Source organism: Paenimyroides tangerinum, assembly GCF_003865405.1.
GTDB lineage: Bacteria > Bacteroidota > Bacteroidia > Flavobacteriales > Flavobacteriaceae > Flavobacterium > Flavobacterium tangerinum.
Map to the genome: position 1 here is coordinate 1 of NZ_RQVQ01000050.1, position 17,004 is coordinate 17,004.

Annotated in this window: 16 protein-coding genes; 10 read left to right on the forward strand and 6 right to left on the reverse strand. The window is 31.1% G+C overall.

What is annotated here, in order from left to right:
- Positions 1–60: 60 nt before the first annotated feature.
- The 7 genes from EG240_RS14740 to EG240_RS14770 all read left to right on the forward strand — a co-directional run bounded on the left by EG240_RS14740 (position 61) and on the right by EG240_RS14770 (position 7,065).
- Complete coding sequence (locus tag EG240_RS14740; protein ID WP_262675394.1) at positions 61–744, forward strand: T9SS type A sorting domain-containing protein; 684 nt, start codon at positions 61–63, stop codon at positions 742–744.
- A 348-nt stretch (positions 745–1,092) separates the two neighbouring features.
- Positions 1,093–2,091, forward strand: a complete 999-nt coding sequence (gene pdhA / locus EG240_RS14745) for a pyruvate dehydrogenase (acetyl-transferring) E1 component subunit alpha (protein ID WP_125020121.1) — start codon at positions 1,093–1,095, stop codon at positions 2,089–2,091.
- A 3-nt stretch (positions 2,092–2,094) separates the two neighbouring features.
- The gene (locus tag EG240_RS14750; RefSeq protein ID WP_125020122.1) at positions 2,095–3,690 is read left to right on the forward strand and encodes a pyruvate dehydrogenase complex dihydrolipoamide acetyltransferase; all 1,596 of its coding nucleotides are present in this window, start codon (positions 2,095–2,097) and stop codon (positions 3,688–3,690) included.
- Positions 3,691–3,777: 87 nt separating this feature from the next.
- Positions 3,778–4,716 carry a M28 family peptidase gene (locus EG240_RS14755; RefSeq protein ID WP_125020123.1) on the forward strand — a complete coding sequence of 313 codons (939 nt, stop codon included), beginning with the start codon at positions 3,778–3,780 and terminating at the stop codon, positions 4,714–4,716.
- Positions 4,716–5,393: an SDR family NAD(P)-dependent oxidoreductase gene (locus EG240_RS14760; protein WP_125020124.1), complete on the forward strand. Its 678-nt coding sequence runs from the start codon at positions 4,716–4,718 to the stop codon at positions 5,391–5,393. The genes EG240_RS14755 and EG240_RS14760 overlap by 1 nt, the downstream gene beginning before the upstream one ends.
- A 3-nt stretch (positions 5,394–5,396) precedes the next feature.
- Complete coding sequence (locus EG240_RS14765) at positions 5,397–5,999, forward strand: SprT-like domain-containing protein (RefSeq protein ID WP_125020125.1); 603 nt, start codon at positions 5,397–5,399, stop codon at positions 5,997–5,999.
- Between the two features lie 4 nt (positions 6,000–6,003).
- Complete coding sequence (locus EG240_RS14770; protein ID WP_125020126.1) at positions 6,004–7,065, forward strand: mannose-1-phosphate guanylyltransferase; 1,062 nt, start codon at positions 6,004–6,006, stop codon at positions 7,063–7,065.
- 50 nt (positions 7,066–7,115) lie between these two features.
- Here the strand turns inward: EG240_RS14770 and EG240_RS14775 are convergent, their stop codons facing one another.
- The 4 genes from EG240_RS14775 to EG240_RS14790 all read right to left on the reverse strand — a co-directional run bounded on the left by EG240_RS14775 (position 7,116) and on the right by EG240_RS14790 (position 10,063).
- Positions 7,116–7,883 carry an ABC transporter ATP-binding protein gene (locus tag EG240_RS14775; protein ID WP_125020127.1) on the reverse strand — a complete coding sequence of 256 codons (768 nt, stop codon included), beginning with the start codon at positions 7,881–7,883 and terminating at the stop codon, positions 7,116–7,118.
- Complete coding sequence (locus tag EG240_RS14780; protein WP_397338029.1) at positions 7,883–8,623, reverse strand: MlaE family ABC transporter permease; 741 nt, start codon at positions 8,621–8,623, stop codon at positions 7,883–7,885. Before EG240_RS14780 ends, EG240_RS14775 begins: the two co-directional genes overlap by 1 nt.
- 65 nt (positions 8,624–8,688) lie before the next feature.
- Positions 8,689–9,540 (reverse strand): glycosyltransferase family 2 protein, encoded by an 852-nt coding sequence (locus tag EG240_RS14785; RefSeq protein ID WP_125020129.1) that lies wholly within the window; start codon positions 9,538–9,540, stop codon positions 8,689–8,691.
- 1 nt (position 9,541) lies between these two features.
- Complete coding sequence (locus EG240_RS14790) at positions 9,542–10,063, reverse strand: methyltransferase domain-containing protein (protein WP_125020130.1); 522 nt, start codon at positions 10,061–10,063, stop codon at positions 9,542–9,544.
- A 76-nt stretch (positions 10,064–10,139) separates the two neighbouring features.
- Between EG240_RS14790 and EG240_RS14795 the strand changes: the two genes are divergently transcribed.
- Positions 10,140–11,606: an MATE family efflux transporter gene (locus tag EG240_RS14795; protein ID WP_125020131.1), complete on the forward strand. Its 1,467-nt coding sequence runs from the start codon at positions 10,140–10,142 to the stop codon at positions 11,604–11,606.
- Between the two features lie 161 nt (positions 11,607–11,767).
- Here the strand turns inward: EG240_RS14795 and EG240_RS14800 are convergent, their stop codons facing one another.
- Positions 11,768–13,549 (reverse strand): hypothetical protein, encoded by a 1,782-nt coding sequence (locus EG240_RS14800; RefSeq protein WP_125020132.1) that lies wholly within the window; start codon positions 13,547–13,549, stop codon positions 11,768–11,770.
- Between the two features lie 194 nt (positions 13,550–13,743).
- Here EG240_RS14800 and lpxD point away from each other — a divergent pair, with 194 nt between their 5' ends.
- Positions 13,744–14,748 carry a UDP-3-O-(3-hydroxymyristoyl)glucosamine N-acyltransferase gene (lpxD, locus tag EG240_RS14805; RefSeq protein ID WP_125020133.1) on the forward strand — a complete coding sequence of 335 codons (1,005 nt, stop codon included), beginning with the start codon at positions 13,744–13,746 and terminating at the stop codon, positions 14,746–14,748.
- Between the two features lie 105 nt (positions 14,749–14,853).
- Positions 14,854–15,705, forward strand: a complete 852-nt coding sequence (locus EG240_RS14810) for a glycerophosphodiester phosphodiesterase family protein (protein WP_125020134.1) — start codon at positions 14,854–14,856, stop codon at positions 15,703–15,705.
- A 30-nt stretch (positions 15,706–15,735) separates the two neighbouring features.
- On the opposite strand, the gene EG240_RS14815 is transcribed toward EG240_RS14810, so the two are convergent.
- Positions 15,736–16,794: a 3-oxoacyl-ACP synthase III family protein gene (locus EG240_RS14815; RefSeq protein WP_125020135.1), complete on the reverse strand. Its 1,059-nt coding sequence runs from the start codon at positions 16,792–16,794 to the stop codon at positions 15,736–15,738.
- Positions 16,795–17,004 lie beyond the last annotated feature (210 nt).

Genomic DNA, 17,004 nt, shown 5'->3' on the forward strand with positions numbered 1-17,004 from the left:
CTATTTCTTTTTTTTACCAACTATTTTTCTTGATTTATTAATCGAACTCAGGTTATTACAATATGTGGAGGAGGAATGGTGTCAGATTTATACGTTTCTGGAGAGGCTGGTGTTGCATTTAAATGGTATAATTCTCCTTCAAGTACGGATGAGTTAGCTCAAAATACTGCATTAGTGAATGGAACTTATTTCGTAGAAAGAATACAATTAGGTTGTGTATCGACAAGAACCCCGGTTCAAGTTACTATTGGTACAATTCCTACTGCTCCAACTGGTGCTGCTATTCAAACATTTATTGAAGGTTCATCTATTGCTAATTTAATATTAAACCAAGCAAATGTGGTATGGTATGCAACTTTTAACGATTCTCAGAATGGTATAAATCCATTGGCAGCTATTACATTATTGGAAAATGGTGTTACTTATTATGCCGTGATAATTGGAACTAATGGTTGTCCAAGTTTACCATTTGCTGTAACTGTCGATATTTTCTTGTCAAATGATGAATTTGATAAAGAAGGATTAAAATATTATCCGAATCCGGTAAATGATATATTGAATATCGATTATGTTGAATCGATTAAATTTGTTGAAGTTTTTGATTTATTAGGTAAACGAGTGAAAACTTTAAATACGAATAATGAGAATGTTCAAATCGATTTATCTGACTTAGCTTCTGGAACTTATATGATTCAGTTGAAAACAGATTCCAAAACACAATTTATTAAAGTAATTAAAAAGTAATAAATTAATTGAATGAGAAAAGCCAGAATGAGAATTCTGGCTTTTTTATTTGTGTAAGTTTCAAAATCTAGCAATAATTATTTTGTTAAAGTGATTAGCTTCTAACATTAATTCCGTAATTTTGATAGGTTCCATTTTAAATATTTATGAATGGAAATAAGCGTAATTATATACTAAGAAGACTAGATTGATTTGAAATTGTAAAATAATTCATATTCTCAAGTTAATAAATTGTTTATCTGATAAAAATTGGTCAAATAATTTTAAAATCTACATTCTAAGTCTTATTTTTGCCCTTCCACTATTAAATAATATATTTAGCAACAGCTAATCTATAAAGCATATTTTATGAAAGAAATTACAAAAGAAGTATATCTAAAATGGTATGAAGACATGCAGTTTTGGAGAAGGTTTGAAGACAAACTTGCTGCTTTATATATTCAACAAAAAGTAAGAGGATTTTTACATTTATATAACGGACAAGAAGCAATCTTAGCAGGTGCTTTACATGCTATGGACTTGTCTAAAGACAAAATGATTACAGCTTATCGTAACCACGTGCAACCAATCGGAATGGGTGTTGACCCAAGACGTGTAATGGCTGAACTTTTAGGTAAAGCAACCGGGACTTCACAAGGGTTAGGTGGTTCAATGCACATTTTTTCTAAAGAACACGGTTTTTACGGTGGTCACGGAATTGTTGGTGCTCAAATTCCTGTAGGTGCTGGAATGGCGTTTGCAGAGCAATATAAAGGCACAGGCGGGGTTTCATTAACTTATTTTGGTGATGGAGCAGCTCGTCAAGGTTCTTTACATGAAGCTTTCAATATGGCGATGTTATGGAAATTACCTGTAGTGTTTATCTGTGAAAATAACGGATATGCAATGGGAACTTCTGTAGAAAGAACTGCAAACCATTCAGATGTTTGGAAATTAGGTTTAGGATATGAAATGCCTTCATTTGCTGTTGACGCAATGAATCCAGTAAAAGTTGCTGAAGCAATGTTCGATGCAATGGAAAGAGCACGTCGTGGAGAAGGACCTACTTTCTTAGAAATGAAAACGTACCGTTACCGCGGACATTCAATGTCTGATGCACAACATTATCGTACAAAAGAAGAGGTTGAAGAATACAAAAAAATCGACCCGATTACCCAAGTTTTAGACGTAATTAAAGAAAACAATTGGGCAACACCAGAAGAAATTGAAGTAATCGATCAACGTGTTAAAGATTTAGTTTCGGAATGTGAGCGTTTTGCAGAAGATTCTCCGTATCCAGAATTAAATGTTATGTACGATGTAGTTTACGATCAAGAAAACTATCCATTTATTCCTCATAAATTATAAAAAATGGCAGAAATTATTACAATGCCTCGTTTAAGCGATACCATGACTGAAGGTACCGTTGCATCGTGGTTAAAAAAAGTTGGAGATAAAATTTCTGAAGGTGATATTTTAGCAGAAATTGAAACAGATAAAGCTACTATGGAATTTGAATCTTTCCATAATGGTGTTTTATTATATATTGGAATTAACGAAGGTGAAACTGCTCCAGTTGATAGTGTTTTAGCTATTATTGGTAATGAAGGTGAAGATGTTTCAGCTTTATTAAATGCGGCTTCTGCACCAGCTGTCGAAAAAGTAGTTGATGCACCAACTCAAGAAATAAAAGCGGAAGTGAAAACTGCTGAGATTCCTGCAGGAGTTGTCGTAGTTACAATGCCTCGTTTAAGTGATACAATGACTGAAGGTACTGTTGCTACTTGGTTGAAAAAAGTTGGAGATAAAATTTCTGAAGGAGATATTCTTGCAGAAATTGAAACCGATAAAGCGACTATGGAGTTCGAATCGTTTAACGAAGGAACTTTATTGTATGTTGGGATTCAAGAAGGTCAAACTGCTCCAGTTGATAGCGTTTTAGCAATCTTAGGTCCAGAAGGAACTGATGTTTCTGCTATTGTTGCAAACGGAGGAAAAGTTTCAGAGGTTGCTAAAGCTGTTGAAGCTCCAAAACAAGAGTCAAAAACTGAAGTAAAAGTTGAAGCTGTTGTTGAATCTACTTCAACTAACGGAAGAATTTTAGCTTCACCTTTAGCTAAGAAAATTGCTCAAGATAAAGGTGTTAATTTATCTCAAGTAAAAGGTTCTGGTGAAAACGGACGTATCGTAAAAAGTGATGTAGAAAACTTTACACCTCAAGCTGCGACTGCTCCAGTAGTTTCTACACCAAAAGCTACCGTACAAACTTTTGTACCTGCTGGTGAAATGAATGCGGAATCTGTGAAAAACTCACAAATGCGTAAAACTATCGCACGTCGTTTAGCTGAATCTAAATTCACAGCACCACATTATTATTTAACTATCGAAATTAACATGGATAACGCTATGGAATCTCGTAAGTTAATTAATTCGTTACCAGAAACTAAAGTTTCTTTCAATGATATGGTAGTGAAAGCTTGTGCAATGGCGTTGAAAAAACATCCACAAGTAAATTCTTCTTGGACAGATGAGGCTACAATTATCAATCATCATGTAAATGTTGGTGTTGCTGTAGCTGTTGAAGACGGCTTAGTTGTTCCTGTAGTTAATCATACAGATTTATTGAGCTTATCTCAAATCGGAGCGTCAATTAAAGATTTAGCAGGAAAAGCGCGTAATAAAAAATTACAACCTAAAGAAATGGAAGGTTCTACATTTACAGTTTCTAACTTAGGAATGTTCGGAATTGAAGAATTTACTTCAATCATCAACCAACCAAATTCTGCTATTTTATCTGTTGGAGCTATTATTGAAAAACCAGTGGTTAAAAACGGACAAATTGTTGTTGGTAACACAATGAAAGTAACTTTAGCTTGCGACCACAGAACGGTTGATGGTGCTACAGGTGCAGAATTCTTACAAACATTGAAACATTTTATTGAAAATCCAGTTACAATGCTGGCATAATCAATATTTTTGAATAAATCTCAAAAGCCCGTTTTGATACTTCAAGACGGGCTTTTTTTTGTATTTTTGTTTTTAAAACATTCAATTATGAAAAAGATATCTTTATTAATTTTAGTTGCTTTAGCAGGATTCTATTCGTTTGCACAAACAAATCAATCGTATCAAATTAAAGAAGAAAATATCATCGAAACCTTAAAATATTTAACTTCAGATGAATTAGAAGGGCGCGATTCTGGTTCAAAAGGAATTGAATTAGCAGCTAATTATTTAGAGAATCAATTTATTGAATCTGGAATTAAAACGTATTTTAAAACCTATAAAGATACGCTATCTAATTTTGAACCTGCTGCTTACAATGTGCTTGGCTTGATTGAAGGAAATGATCCTAAATTAAAAAATGAATTTGTTATCATTGGTGCGCATTATGATCATATTGGTAGAATAGCTGCAGTTGATGGAGATGATATTGCAAATGGAGCAAATGATAATGCTTCTGGAACAACAATGGTTTCTGAAGTAGCTAAATACTTTGCTAAAACAAAATCTAATAAACGTAGTATTTTAGTGGTTTATTTTTCTGCTGAAGAGAAAGGTTTGTTAGGTGCTTATTCATTAGCTGAAAAATTAAAAAAAGAGAACTTCAATTTGTATTTGATGTTGAATTTTGAAATGTTAGGCGTTCCGATGGATAAAGATTACGAAGTCTTTATTACTGGTTTTAAAAAATCTAATATGGCTATAAAAATGAACGAATATGCAGGAAGTAATTTCGTAGGATATTTACCTCAAGAGTTCCAATATCGTTTGTTTAATGCTTCGGATAATTATCCAATTTACGAGAAATTCAATGTTCCATCACAAACCATTTGTACTTTTGATTTTGATAATTTTAAATATTATCATCACGTAAAAGATGAGTTCGAATTAATGGATACTAAGCATATGACAGAGCTTTCTAATAAATTATTGCCAATTGTTACCAAAATGGTGAATGCTCCAACACAAGAGATTAAATTAAACGAATAATGAAAAATATACTTATAACAGGAACGAGCCGTGGAATAGGTTTAGAATTGGTTAAGAAATTAGCTAATCAAGGAAATCGTATTTTGGCTGTTTCTCGTCAAATTGCTGATGAATTAGCTTCTCTACCAAATGTAACTTGCATTTCTGCGGATTTGTCTGTTTCTAGTGATTTAGAAAAAATTGCTGAAGAAATTAAAAATAATTTCATCAGTTTAGATGTGGTTATACATAACGCTGGAGCAATTGTAAACAAACCATTTAAAGACATTACTGCAGAAGAATTTGAATACGTTTATAAAGTTAATGTATTTGGAGTCGCAGCTTTGAATCGTACAGTTTTGCCATTTATGCAAAAGGGAAGCCATGTAGTTACGATTAGTAGTATGGGCGGAATTCAAGGAAGTTTGAAGTTTCCTGGTTTAGCAGCTTATAGTTCAAGTAAAGGTGCGGTAATTACGTTGTCTGAATTGTTAGCCGAAGAATATAAAGAACAAGGTATTGCCTTTAATGTTTTAGCTTTAGGTGCGGTTCAGACAGAAATGTTACAAGAAGCTTTTCCTGGTTATCAAGCACCAATTAATCCGGAAGGAATGGCAACTTATATTGCTGATTTTGCATTGAATGGAAATAAATATTTCAATGGAAAAGTATTGCAAGTTTCTTCATCAACACCATAAAAATTGAAAACGGTTTTACAAAAATATTTACCTGAACACGCAGTTGAACCAGTTATCGAATTGATAAAAACTAATTTTGTCCATTTGAAAATTGTCAATGAACGCAGAACTCGTCATGGAGATTATCGAAAAAATCCGGACGGTTCGCATGCTATTACCGTAAATTCAAATTTGAACAAATACCGTTTTTTGATAACATTAATACACGAAATTGCACATTTAGTTGCTTTCAAAAAATATGGAAGAAACATCAAACCACACGGAATAGAATGGAAGCATTCGTTTCAGTTGTTGATGTTGCCGTATATTAATCCGAATATTTTTCCTAACGAGGTATTACCTTTGATTGCTCGACATTTCAGAAATCCTACAGCGAGCAGTGATACCGATGCAATGCTTTCAATGGCATTGAAACGTTATGATTCTCCTAACGAAAATTATTTTATAAATGATTTACCTTTGGGATGTTTTTTTAGAATTCCCAATGGAAGGATTTTTAAAAAAGGTAATTTACGAGTAAAGCTTTTTGAGTGTGAAGAGGTAAAAACAGGAAGAACTTATTTATTTAAACCCAATGCAGAAGTTGAACTTCTGAAAATTAGTTAACATAATGAACGAAAATTATTATGCAATTATAATGGCTGGTGGCGTTGGTTCACGTTTTTGGCCAGTGAGTACACCAGAGTTTCCGAAACAATTTCACGATATGTTGGGAACAGGTGAAACGTTGATTCAGAAAACATTTTCTCGTTTAAGTCAGTTGATTCCAAAAGAAAATATTCTGATTTTAACGAACGATAAATATGCTGATATTGTTCAAGAGCAATTGCCGATGATTAATAACGAGCAAATTGTTTTAGAACCAGAAATGCGAAATACAGCGCCTTGTATTTTGTATGCTTCAATGAAGATTAAGAAGAGAAATCCAAATGCATTAATGATTGTTGCGCCGTCTGACCATTGGATTGAAGATGAGGTTCAATTTGTAGCAAATTTACAACGTTCGTTTGATATTTGTGATCACGACAATGTGTTGATGACTTTAGGTATTTTACCAACTTTTGCAAATACAGGTTACGGTTATATTGAATTTGATAAATTAGATTCACGTCAGGTGAAAAAAGTGGTTCAATTCCGTGAAAAACCAGACTATGCTACAGCAAAGAAATTTATTCAAAGTAGAAATTTCTTATGGAATTCAGGTATTTTTATTTGGAGTGTTTCTTCGATTTTAGATGCTTTTGAAAAATTTCAGCCAGTGATGTTCAACTTATTTAATGAGGGTTTCGATAAGTTGAACACAGAAGCAGAAGCGGATTTTGTTGCTGAGAATTATGGTAAATCTGAAAATATTTCTATTGATTATGCAGTAATGGAAAATGCTAAAAATGTATTTGTTTTACCTGCAACTTTTGATTGGAATGATTTAGGAACTTGGGGTTCACTTTACGATAAATTGCCAAAAGATGCAAACGAGAATGCTGTAGTTAATGCTACAATTGTAATTGAAAACGCTTCGAATAATATTGTTAGAACAAACGCAGGGAAAAAAGTGGTTATCGATGGATTAAACGATTATATTATTGTAGATGAAGATGATGTTTTACTGATTTATCCTAAAAAGAAAGAACAAGATATCAAACAGATTGTTGCGAAAATTAACGCAAAATAATAACAAATAAAAAACGCTTCAAATTTTAAAATGAAGCGTTTTTTTATGTTTTATATTTTCTTAGTATTATGGAAATTTCGAATCTCTTTTAATAAATCAGATGAATAAACGAAGTCGATAATATCTTCGTTTTCTGTATGCATAATTTCTTGACTATTTCCAGTCCAAACCAATTTTCCATTTTTCAAGAAAACAATATGTTCTCCAATTTGTAAAACCGAATTCATATCGTGTGTGTTAATGACTGTTGTCATCTGATATTCGTGTGTGATTTCTTGAATTAATTCGTCAATTACAATTGCTGTTTTTGGGTCAAGACCTGAGTTTGGTTCATCACAAAACAGATATTTTGGATTGTTTACAATAGCACGTGCAATAGCAACACGTTTTTGCATTCCTCCAGAAATTTCAGAAGGCATTTTTAAATTTGCTCCATTTAAATTTACACGTTCAATAACTTCTTGAACACGAATTTTAATATCTTGATCAGATTTTTGAGTAAACATTTTCAAAGGAAATGCGATATTTTCTTCAACATTCATTGAATCAAATAATGCTGAACCTTGAAAAACCATTCCGATTTCTGTTCTGATTTCACGCTTTTCTTCAACATTAAGCAATGCATAATCTTGTCCGTCAAAAAGTATTTGTCCGCTATCTGGTGTATGAACTCCCAAAAGTGTTTTTAACATTACCGTTTTTCCAGAACCCGATTGACCAATAATTAAGTTGGTTTTTCCTTTCTCGTACTTTGTTGAAATTCCTTTTAAAACTTCTTTTCCGTCGAAAGACTTTCTAATATCTCTTACCTCAATCATTAGCTTAATAAAATTTGAGTTAATATATAATTCACTAAAATGATTGCAACACTCGTCCAAACAAAGGATTGCGTACTTGCTTTTCCTACTTCAAGTGCTCCTCCTTGCATATAATATCCATAGAATGAAGGAATGGTTGCTAATAAGAATCCAAATACTGCAGTTTTTATGAATGCGTAAGTTATGTGATACGGAATAAATGAATCTTGTAAACCAAAAATAAATTCCTCACTAGAAAGATAACCGCTATAAACACCTGCAATATAACCTCCAAAAATTCCAATAAACATACTTATTGTAATTAAAAATGGATAGGTGATTGCTGCAATTAATTTTGGGAAAACTAAATAGTTTAATGAATTGATACCCATAACTTCTAAGGCGTCAATTTGTTCGGTAACACGCATCGTTCCAATACTTGATGTAATATATGAACCCATTCTTCCGGCCATAATAATCGAAATAAAAGTAGGGGAGAACTCTAAAATAATAGATTGTCTTGCTGTGAACCCAATTAAGTATTTTGGAATAATCGGATTATTTAAATTTAATGCTGTTTGGATGGTAACTACTGCACCAATAAAGAAAGATAAAAAACAAACGATTCCTAAAGAGCCAATGATTAATTCATCAATTTCTTTAAAAATTAAATTTTTCATAATTCTCCATTTTGTTGGGCTTTTGAACATATCAACCAACATTATGAAGTACTTACCAATAGTTTTTAACATATTTATCATACTGTATAAAATATTTCGCTAATTTACCATTTTCAATTGAGTTTCTGATTGATTAAATCTAAAATCTAACCAAAGAGTTTTTCTCTGATTTTTTGCCAACGGTAATTTCGGATGAATTTTGCTTGTACATCAGTTACTAAAAGTGGTTTGTTTTCTTTTTTTGCCTTCAAAAAGCCATTGATGTAATCTATAAACAACAAAGGTTTTTTTTTACGTAAAGACAATTTTAAACCTGCAATTGCTGTAATTGTAAAACCATAACCTAGCGTATAAAAAGCTTCACCTTGTTTGTATCGAGCCGTCTTGTTGTAATTTGCTCCGGTTGGTTTTAAATGTTTTACTTTAAGTTCGGGAAGTGTAATAATTTTCCAATCATAAAATCGACATAAAAGTTCATCAACTGTGTCCCAACCCATTGCTGGTTTTAAACCTCCAATTTGTTCAAAACATTCTTTTCTATAAGCTTTAAAGGCACCACGAATATGGTCTTTATCTGTAAGATTTTCTAAAATCCATTCGTTGTTTTTTTCGATGTAAGCGAATCCACCAACCATTCCGATTTTTTCATCAGATTGAAAAGTTTTAGCTACTTCTTCAAAATAATTATCAGGTAAAATTAAATCGGCATCTAACTTTACAATAAAATCATAATCGTTATCTAAAACTTCTAAGCCTTTTTGAAAAGCTTGAATTACTTTACTTCCAGGTAAATGAATGTTTTCTGATACTTTTAAAACTTGCTTAAAAAGTGGAGATTTATTTTCAAATTCAGAAATAATTTCACCAGTCTTATCTGTTGAATTATCGTTTACTACAACTACTTTTTTGGGAAGTAAAGTTTGATTTAAAATAGATTGCAAAGTAACTTCAATAAAAGCTTCTTCGTTGTAAGCTGGAATAACAATATAGTAATTCATCTTAAATACGTTCAGCGTAAACTAAATAATAGCGCGGTGTGAATTTTCTTAAAATAGGTCTGATTCCAAATTTCTTAACCGGATGTGCCCATTTGATCGAATCAACAATTTTAAAGCCAGCTTTTTCCAACAACCAATCCAATTGCCAATCTTCAAATTCGTGATAATGTCTGTCCCACATATCGGTTTTACTTCTGTAAGCCGGCGAAAACCACAAACGCAACGGAACCGAAATAAAAACTTTATCGGCTTTGCAATGCTGTAAAACGGTAAACGGATTTAATAAATGTTCGAAAATTTCAAAAGCAGTTAAAATTTCGTAATTGTTGTTGTCAAGCGATTCAAAATTCACATCAATATCTTCTCCTTTGGTGTTTTGAACGTTGAAACCTTCCTGTTTCATTAATTTTGAAAGCGGATTTTCAACACCTAAATCCAAAATATTTTCAGATTTATTAAGATGTTTGTTCAGGAAATTTAATGTTTTTTCGAATCTTTCTTTCGGATATGTTTTTTCGTACATTTTATTCTAACTATTATCTTTCGACTTTTGAAAAAGAATATCAATATTACGATTATATTTGTAAAAATTAGCACAAATGGATTCTAAATTTTCGAGTAAACAAGCCTTATTATTCTCAATAATCAACTACATCGGTGTTGCTATTGGAATGATTTCGACTTTGTTTATTTATCCGAACGATAAAGAATTTCTTGGAATTGTTAGATTCATTGACGGATTTGCTCAAATTTTATATCCGATTATGGTGCTTGGAGCTTCAACAGCTTTATTGAATTTTCAACCCCAATTGAATGCTTTTTTACAACGTAAGTTATTCTCTTATAGTGCAGTTTCCATTATTTTTATGATTGGATTTTGTGCTTTTTTTGTTTCTATTTTTTACTTTTTAGAAGTTACAAAAAATACCGAATATTACATTTACGGATTTATAATTGCCGTTTTTTTGGCTTTTATCGATTTGATGAAACGCCAAGCTTACAACCTACAAAAAATTGCGGTTCCTACTTTTTTTGAAAAGATTGTTCCAAAAATCACTTTGCCTTTAGCTTTTATTTTGGTTTTATATTTTTCGGTTTCTTATCACCAAGCTTTAAGTATTTATACGTTTTCGTTTTTACTAATTTTTATTGCTATTGGTTGGTATTTGTTGCGGATTTTTAAGCCTGTTTACAGTTTCAATTATCAAGATTTGTTTCAGGAAATTTCTAAGAAAGATTATTATAAATATAGTTTGTATGCGTTTTGTGCGAGCTTAGGTTCTTTTTTTGCTTTTCGAATTGATTCGATTATGATTCCTGAATTCATTTCGAATGAAGCAAATGGAGATTTTAATATCGGTGTGAATTTAGCAAATGCATTGATGATTCCAGCAATTGGAGTTTTTGCACTTTACAGCCCGATAATTTCCGAAGCTTTGAAAAACAATGATTTTAAATTGCTAAAAAATAAATATACGGAAGTTGCTAAAAACCTTTATTTCATCGGAATTTTAATGTTTGGATGTTTGCTTTTAGGAATTTCTGATTTGTTTTCACTTCTTCCAACAGCACAGAAATTAGCACCGACAATTCCGATTTTATATATTCTTGGTGTAAATGTTATTTTGAATATGTCAACCGGTTTCAGTACAGAAATTATTGCTTACTCAAAATTTTATAAATTCAATTTAATTGCTATTTTATCATTGGCTGTTTTGAATATCGGACTGAATTATTTGATTCTTACACAAACTGATTTTGGAATAATTGGTGTTGCTTACGCATCTTTAATTTCGATGTTCGTTTTTAATTTAATGAAATTAATCTTCATCTATAAAAAGTTTCAAATACTTCCAATTAATATTTCGTATCTAAAAACAATTCTTCTTTCATTGGTTTTACTTTTTTTATGTTGGATTTTACCGATTCAATTTTTAGGTGATTTTAGTTTTGTTATTCGTTGTGCGTTATTTTCAATTTCTTTTAGTGGAATTGTTTTCCTATTTGGTTGGGTTCCAGAATTAAATACTAATGTTTTTAAGATTTTAAATAAATTGAAAAGTTAAAATTATTTAGAATGATTTAAAATAATTTGTTTTCTCTCGAATTTAAAATACCTTTGTAAAGTCTAAGAAAGTAAAGGTTTAGTCTTACTTTTTTTGAAATTAATATTTATTTGTTGTTTAAAAAAAGCAGCTTTCATTTTGATTTGAAAGCTGCTTTTTTGTTAGTTTAATTGTTGTTTAAATTCGGATAATTTGTTTTGAATTTTTTCTTTTTCTTTTGTGAAATACCACAATTCTGGATTAAATAAATTTTTATAATATTCAATTCCTTCTAATAAATTATCTTTTAATTTATTTAGCTTTTTCAATTTAATTGAAGTTGGTTCAGATTCGTAATCTTGTTGTTCTTTTTTGAAATGCTCAATGTACATTCCCAATTCTTTAATAAAGAAATGCGGGCGCTCTTTTGTTTCAATCAAATTGACTTTTCCATAAATATGTTTGGTCATATCTTTTAAGGAAGCTTCTTTTGTAAAATAAGCAATATTTGGTCCAGGACAAATTACAACACCTTGTTCTTCACCTTTAATTTCAATGCCTAAGTCTAAATATGAAGCATTAGCTAATCCAATACATAAACAAGATTTATCAACAATTTTTTCAAATTCTTTCTGATAAGCTTCTTCTGTTAATTGGTTTTTCTGCTTTTCAAGTTCTACTAAAGCTAGTTTTTGATGTTTTCTTGAAGATGTACACGTTCCTTCTTGGGAGAATGATTTATCTAATGCCAAATATTTTCTTGGACAAGCACTTCCTGGATTGTTTTTCTGAATGCGTTTCTGTTTGATATATTCATTTGATGTACCTCTAACGGTGTTGAAAGGAACTCCTAAAGGCGAAATATTACTTAAATACAAATCAGATTCATCTGCTTGAGCAAGTAAGTTTCTTGTATTAATGTCTGTTGAAGTTGCTTCAGGAACTAATAAAAAAGGCGAACCCCAACCTACAGAATCAATGTCGTAATGTTTTAAAAGAAAATCGTGTTCTTCAGCTGTTCCAACTCCGCCTTGAGCTGTTATTAATAAGTTTAATGGTTTTTCAGGAACATATTTACCTTTTTCAGATAAAGCTTTACATAATAAATTATGAGTCGTTTCAATTAATTCATTTCTTTTTTCCTGAAAAGATTTTAAAATCGTACCCATTAATTGACCATCGGTTGCAAATGCATGTCCGCCACAATTCAAACCAGATTCGATTCTATATTCAGAAACCCATAAACCCTTTTTAGCTAATTGTTGACCTTGAATAAAAGCCGAACGATAATCACTTACTTTTAGAATGATTTTCTTTTCTAAATAATTTTCTTCGGTCGGATAAAAGCTTTCAAATTCTTCAAAATAAGAATATAATCTAGGATTCATTCCAGCAGATAAAACAACAGAACCTTTTACGTTGCTGTTGGCAAATCCTCGTAATGCTGCATGCGCATCGTTATGAATGCTTGGTAGAGCTTCTTTACCTTTGTAATGTTCTCTGTCAACCTTTGTCATAATATTGACATCAATGCTTCCTGGTTGAAAAAAATCGTCTAATACATTTTTTAGATAATTAACCGAGTGATTTTTTTCTAAGTAAGTATTTAATTCACTTTTTAATTCAGAGAAATTGGGTAATGAATCAATAAAATCTTCTACAGATTTTTTATTTTCAAGTAATCCTTTCTTTATTTCTGAACATTTTTTAGTTACAATCGTATCAACAGTGTTCAAGTAAGCTGTGATTCTTTTTGCTCTAAAGTCTTCAATTTTATTAGTGATTTCTTTATAAGGTAATTTAAACTCCTGACAATAAAAATTATTCATTCGTTCAATAAGTTCATCATCCATAACCGAAATCACTGACGAAATTCCTTGATGAGCCACTCGAATTGGAGAATCAATCGTGTAAGCTAATCCCATTACAGGTATGTGAAAAGTATGTGTTTTGTAGTTACTCATTATATTTGTGTTTTCTAAAGGCGCTAATTTCTTGTTTTTGATTCTAAGAATAGATGACAAAAATCATGTTTGAGTTTTTCTTTTTGTTTGTTAATATTTGTAAATGTTGTTTTTTTTGAATGGATTCCTTTATAATTATATATTTTTGATTATTTTTGGCGGTAACTTTTAAAAATATCTCAAAAAAATAATTTATGATAACTAAATCTTTTTCTATTAACGAAATCAACTCTATTTTAAAAGGAGATATTGTAGGACATTATTCAGGTCAAATTATTGGGCCAGAAAATATTGAATCTGCTAAGGCTTCTCAAATCACTTTTATTGGTAATAAAAAATTTGAAAAAAAATGGATAAATTCAAAAGCTTCTGTGGCTGTTGTAAATAGAGATGTTTCAATTGAGCCAGGCGAAAAACGTGCATTTATTAAAGTAGATAATGCAGATTTAGCAATGTCTCAAATTTTGAGTATTTTCGCTCTACCTTTAGCTGAAGTTAAAAATGAACAACACGCAACTGCTGTAGTTGACTCTACTGCAATTATAGGAAAAGGTGTGAAAATTGGTGCAGGTAGTTATATTGGACCACGTGTAATTATTGGTGATTATTGTGTTATTTATCCGAATGTAACTATTTTGGATGATTGTGAGATTGGTAATAATAATGTTTTTTGGTCAGGAGTTGTAGTTCGTGAACGTACAGTAATCGGGTCTAATTGTATTTTTCATCCAAATGTTTCGATCGGAGCAGATGGTTTTGGTTACAGACCATCTCCTGAATTTGGATTAGTTAAGATTCCGCATATAGGTAACGTTGTTATAGGAGATTGGGTCGAGATTGGAGCAAATTCATGTGTAGATCGTGGGAAATTTAGTTCAACTGTTATTGGAACAGGTTGTAAAATTGATAATTTGGTTCAAATTGGACACAATAGTATTTTAGGAAAGTTTTGTATTATGGCAGGAAACAGTGGTTTAGCTGGTTCTGTAACTCTTGGTGATGGTGTTATAATCGGAGGAAGTGCTTCTATTAAGGATCATTCAGTAATTGGAAATGGTGCAGTAATTGGTGCTGGTTCAGGAGTTACAGGAGATGTTGCTGCAGGAGTTACGATGCTTGGATATCCAGCTTTAGAAGCAAGAGATACCTTAAAACAATGGGCAATCATGAAACGTTTTTTAAAAGATAGTTACAAATAATTAATTATAGAAGGGTTGGCGGTTGCTAATCCTTTTTTTGTTTCTGATTTCTTAATATAGTTTTTATTATGAATTAATAATGAATTCTGATGTTTGCAATTAAAAATGAAACAATTTTTAGTACTACTTTTATTTATCAGTATTGATTTACAAGCGCAATCTTTAGAAATTTTGGCGCATCGTGGTTTTCGTGGATTACATACCGAAAATACTTTAGAAGCATTTAAAAAAACACTTCATCATAGCCATTTTTTAGAGATGGATGTTATGGTAACTAAAGACATGAGAGTTGTTGTTACTCATGATCCTGTACTTCATGAAAAATTATATGTAAATAAAAAAGTAAAAGATTCAACAGATTATAAGCGACGTGTTTATGATTTGGATTATAATGAAATCACAAATTATAAATTAGGTTATAAAAAAAGTAAAGGTTTTGATAAGCAACAAAATATCATTTCCACTATACCTTTACTTGAAGAAGTGTTGCAACAAACTCAAATGTATGCAAAAGTAAATAAGTTAAAAGTGCCTAATTATTTTATTGAAACTAAAATTACAGATCGTACAGATGGTATTAATCATCCAGATCCAAAAGTAGTGGTAGAGTTGTTAATCAAAGTTTTAAAAGAAAATATTAAACCTACGCAAGTAATTATTCAGTCTTTTGATCCAAGAACACTTTCGTATATTTCAAAAAATTATCCCGAGTTTAAAACATGTTTACTTGATAAGAAAAAACAATTATTGAGTGTTTATTTAAAAGAGTTAGATTTTAAACCCGATTATTTTTCACCTAATTTCAAGCAAATTACGCCTGAACTAATTGAGGAGTCAAAAGAATTCGAAATTCCTTTAATTGGTGGTAATACTAATAATAAAGAAGAAATCGATAAAATGTATGAGTTAGGAATTTTCAAAATTATATCAGATTATCCATATTCTGAATTACCTTAAAAAAAGATCGGCTTTGGGCCGATCCTTTTTTTAATATTTATATACAATTGCATTGATATTCATTCCGGCTCCAACTGAGCAAATGATTGCCAGGTCTCCTTTATGAATTCTGTGATTTTCAATTTCATTATTTCTTAAAATATCAATCAATGTTGGAATAGTAGCTACACTACTGTTTCCTAATTTTCCGATAGTCATTGGCATTACGTGTTCAGGAACTTCCATGTCAAACAGCTTATAAAAACGATAAACAATCGCTTCATCCATTTTTTCGTTTGCCTGATGGATTAATATTTTTTTAACGTCTTGGATTGATTCCCCACTTTTGTCCAAACATTCTTTCATTGCTAATGGAACATGAGTAAGAGCGAATTCATATATTTTCTTTCCAAACATTTTAATGTATCGAATATTTGGATCGTGATCTGTATTATATGATTTTCCAAAATGTATAAAATCAGATTCATTTAAAGTATGAGATTCAGATGCGTGAGAAATAATACCGCAATCATCATCAGAATTTTCAATTATAACAGCACCTGCGCCATCAGCATAAATCATACTGTCGCGATCATGTAAATCAACAACTCTAGAAAGAGTTTCTGCGCCAATTACCAAGCATCTTTTTGCAATTCCTGCTTTGATAAATGCATTAGCTTGAATCACACCTTCAACCCATCCAGGGCATCCAAAAAGTAAATCGTACGCTACGCATTTAGGATTTTTAATTTGAAGATTGTGTTTAACACGAGCTGCTAATGATGGAACTGAATCGGATTGAATAGTACCGAATTTAACATCTCCAAAATTGTGTGCAAATATAATATAGTCTAAAGTCTCTGGATCTATTTTTGATTCCTTGATTGCTCTTTGTGCAGCTATTAAGCCTATGTCTGAAGTAACTAAATTTGTCTCAACATATTTTCGTTCTTCAATTCCTGTAATGTCCTGAAGTTTGTTGGCAATAAATTCACTTTTTTGTTTTAAAGCAACACCTTCTTCATTTAAAAATTGATAATCTTTAAAATAAAGATTGGTAATAGTTTGAGTAGGGATGTAACTACCTACGCTGATAAATTTACTTCCCATTTTAAAAGTGTGTGTTTTTTATGTCTTATTTTTAATAAATATAAAGGTAGTAAAAATTTTTATTATTATTATGCGCGCATAATATTTTTTTATAAAGTAGATGTTGTTAATTTTTTATACAAAACCAAAAAAGCTGAATCCGATGTCGAATCCAGCTTAAAAAAAAACACATTTAATAATTATACGATATTAAAGAGGTAATAAAGTATA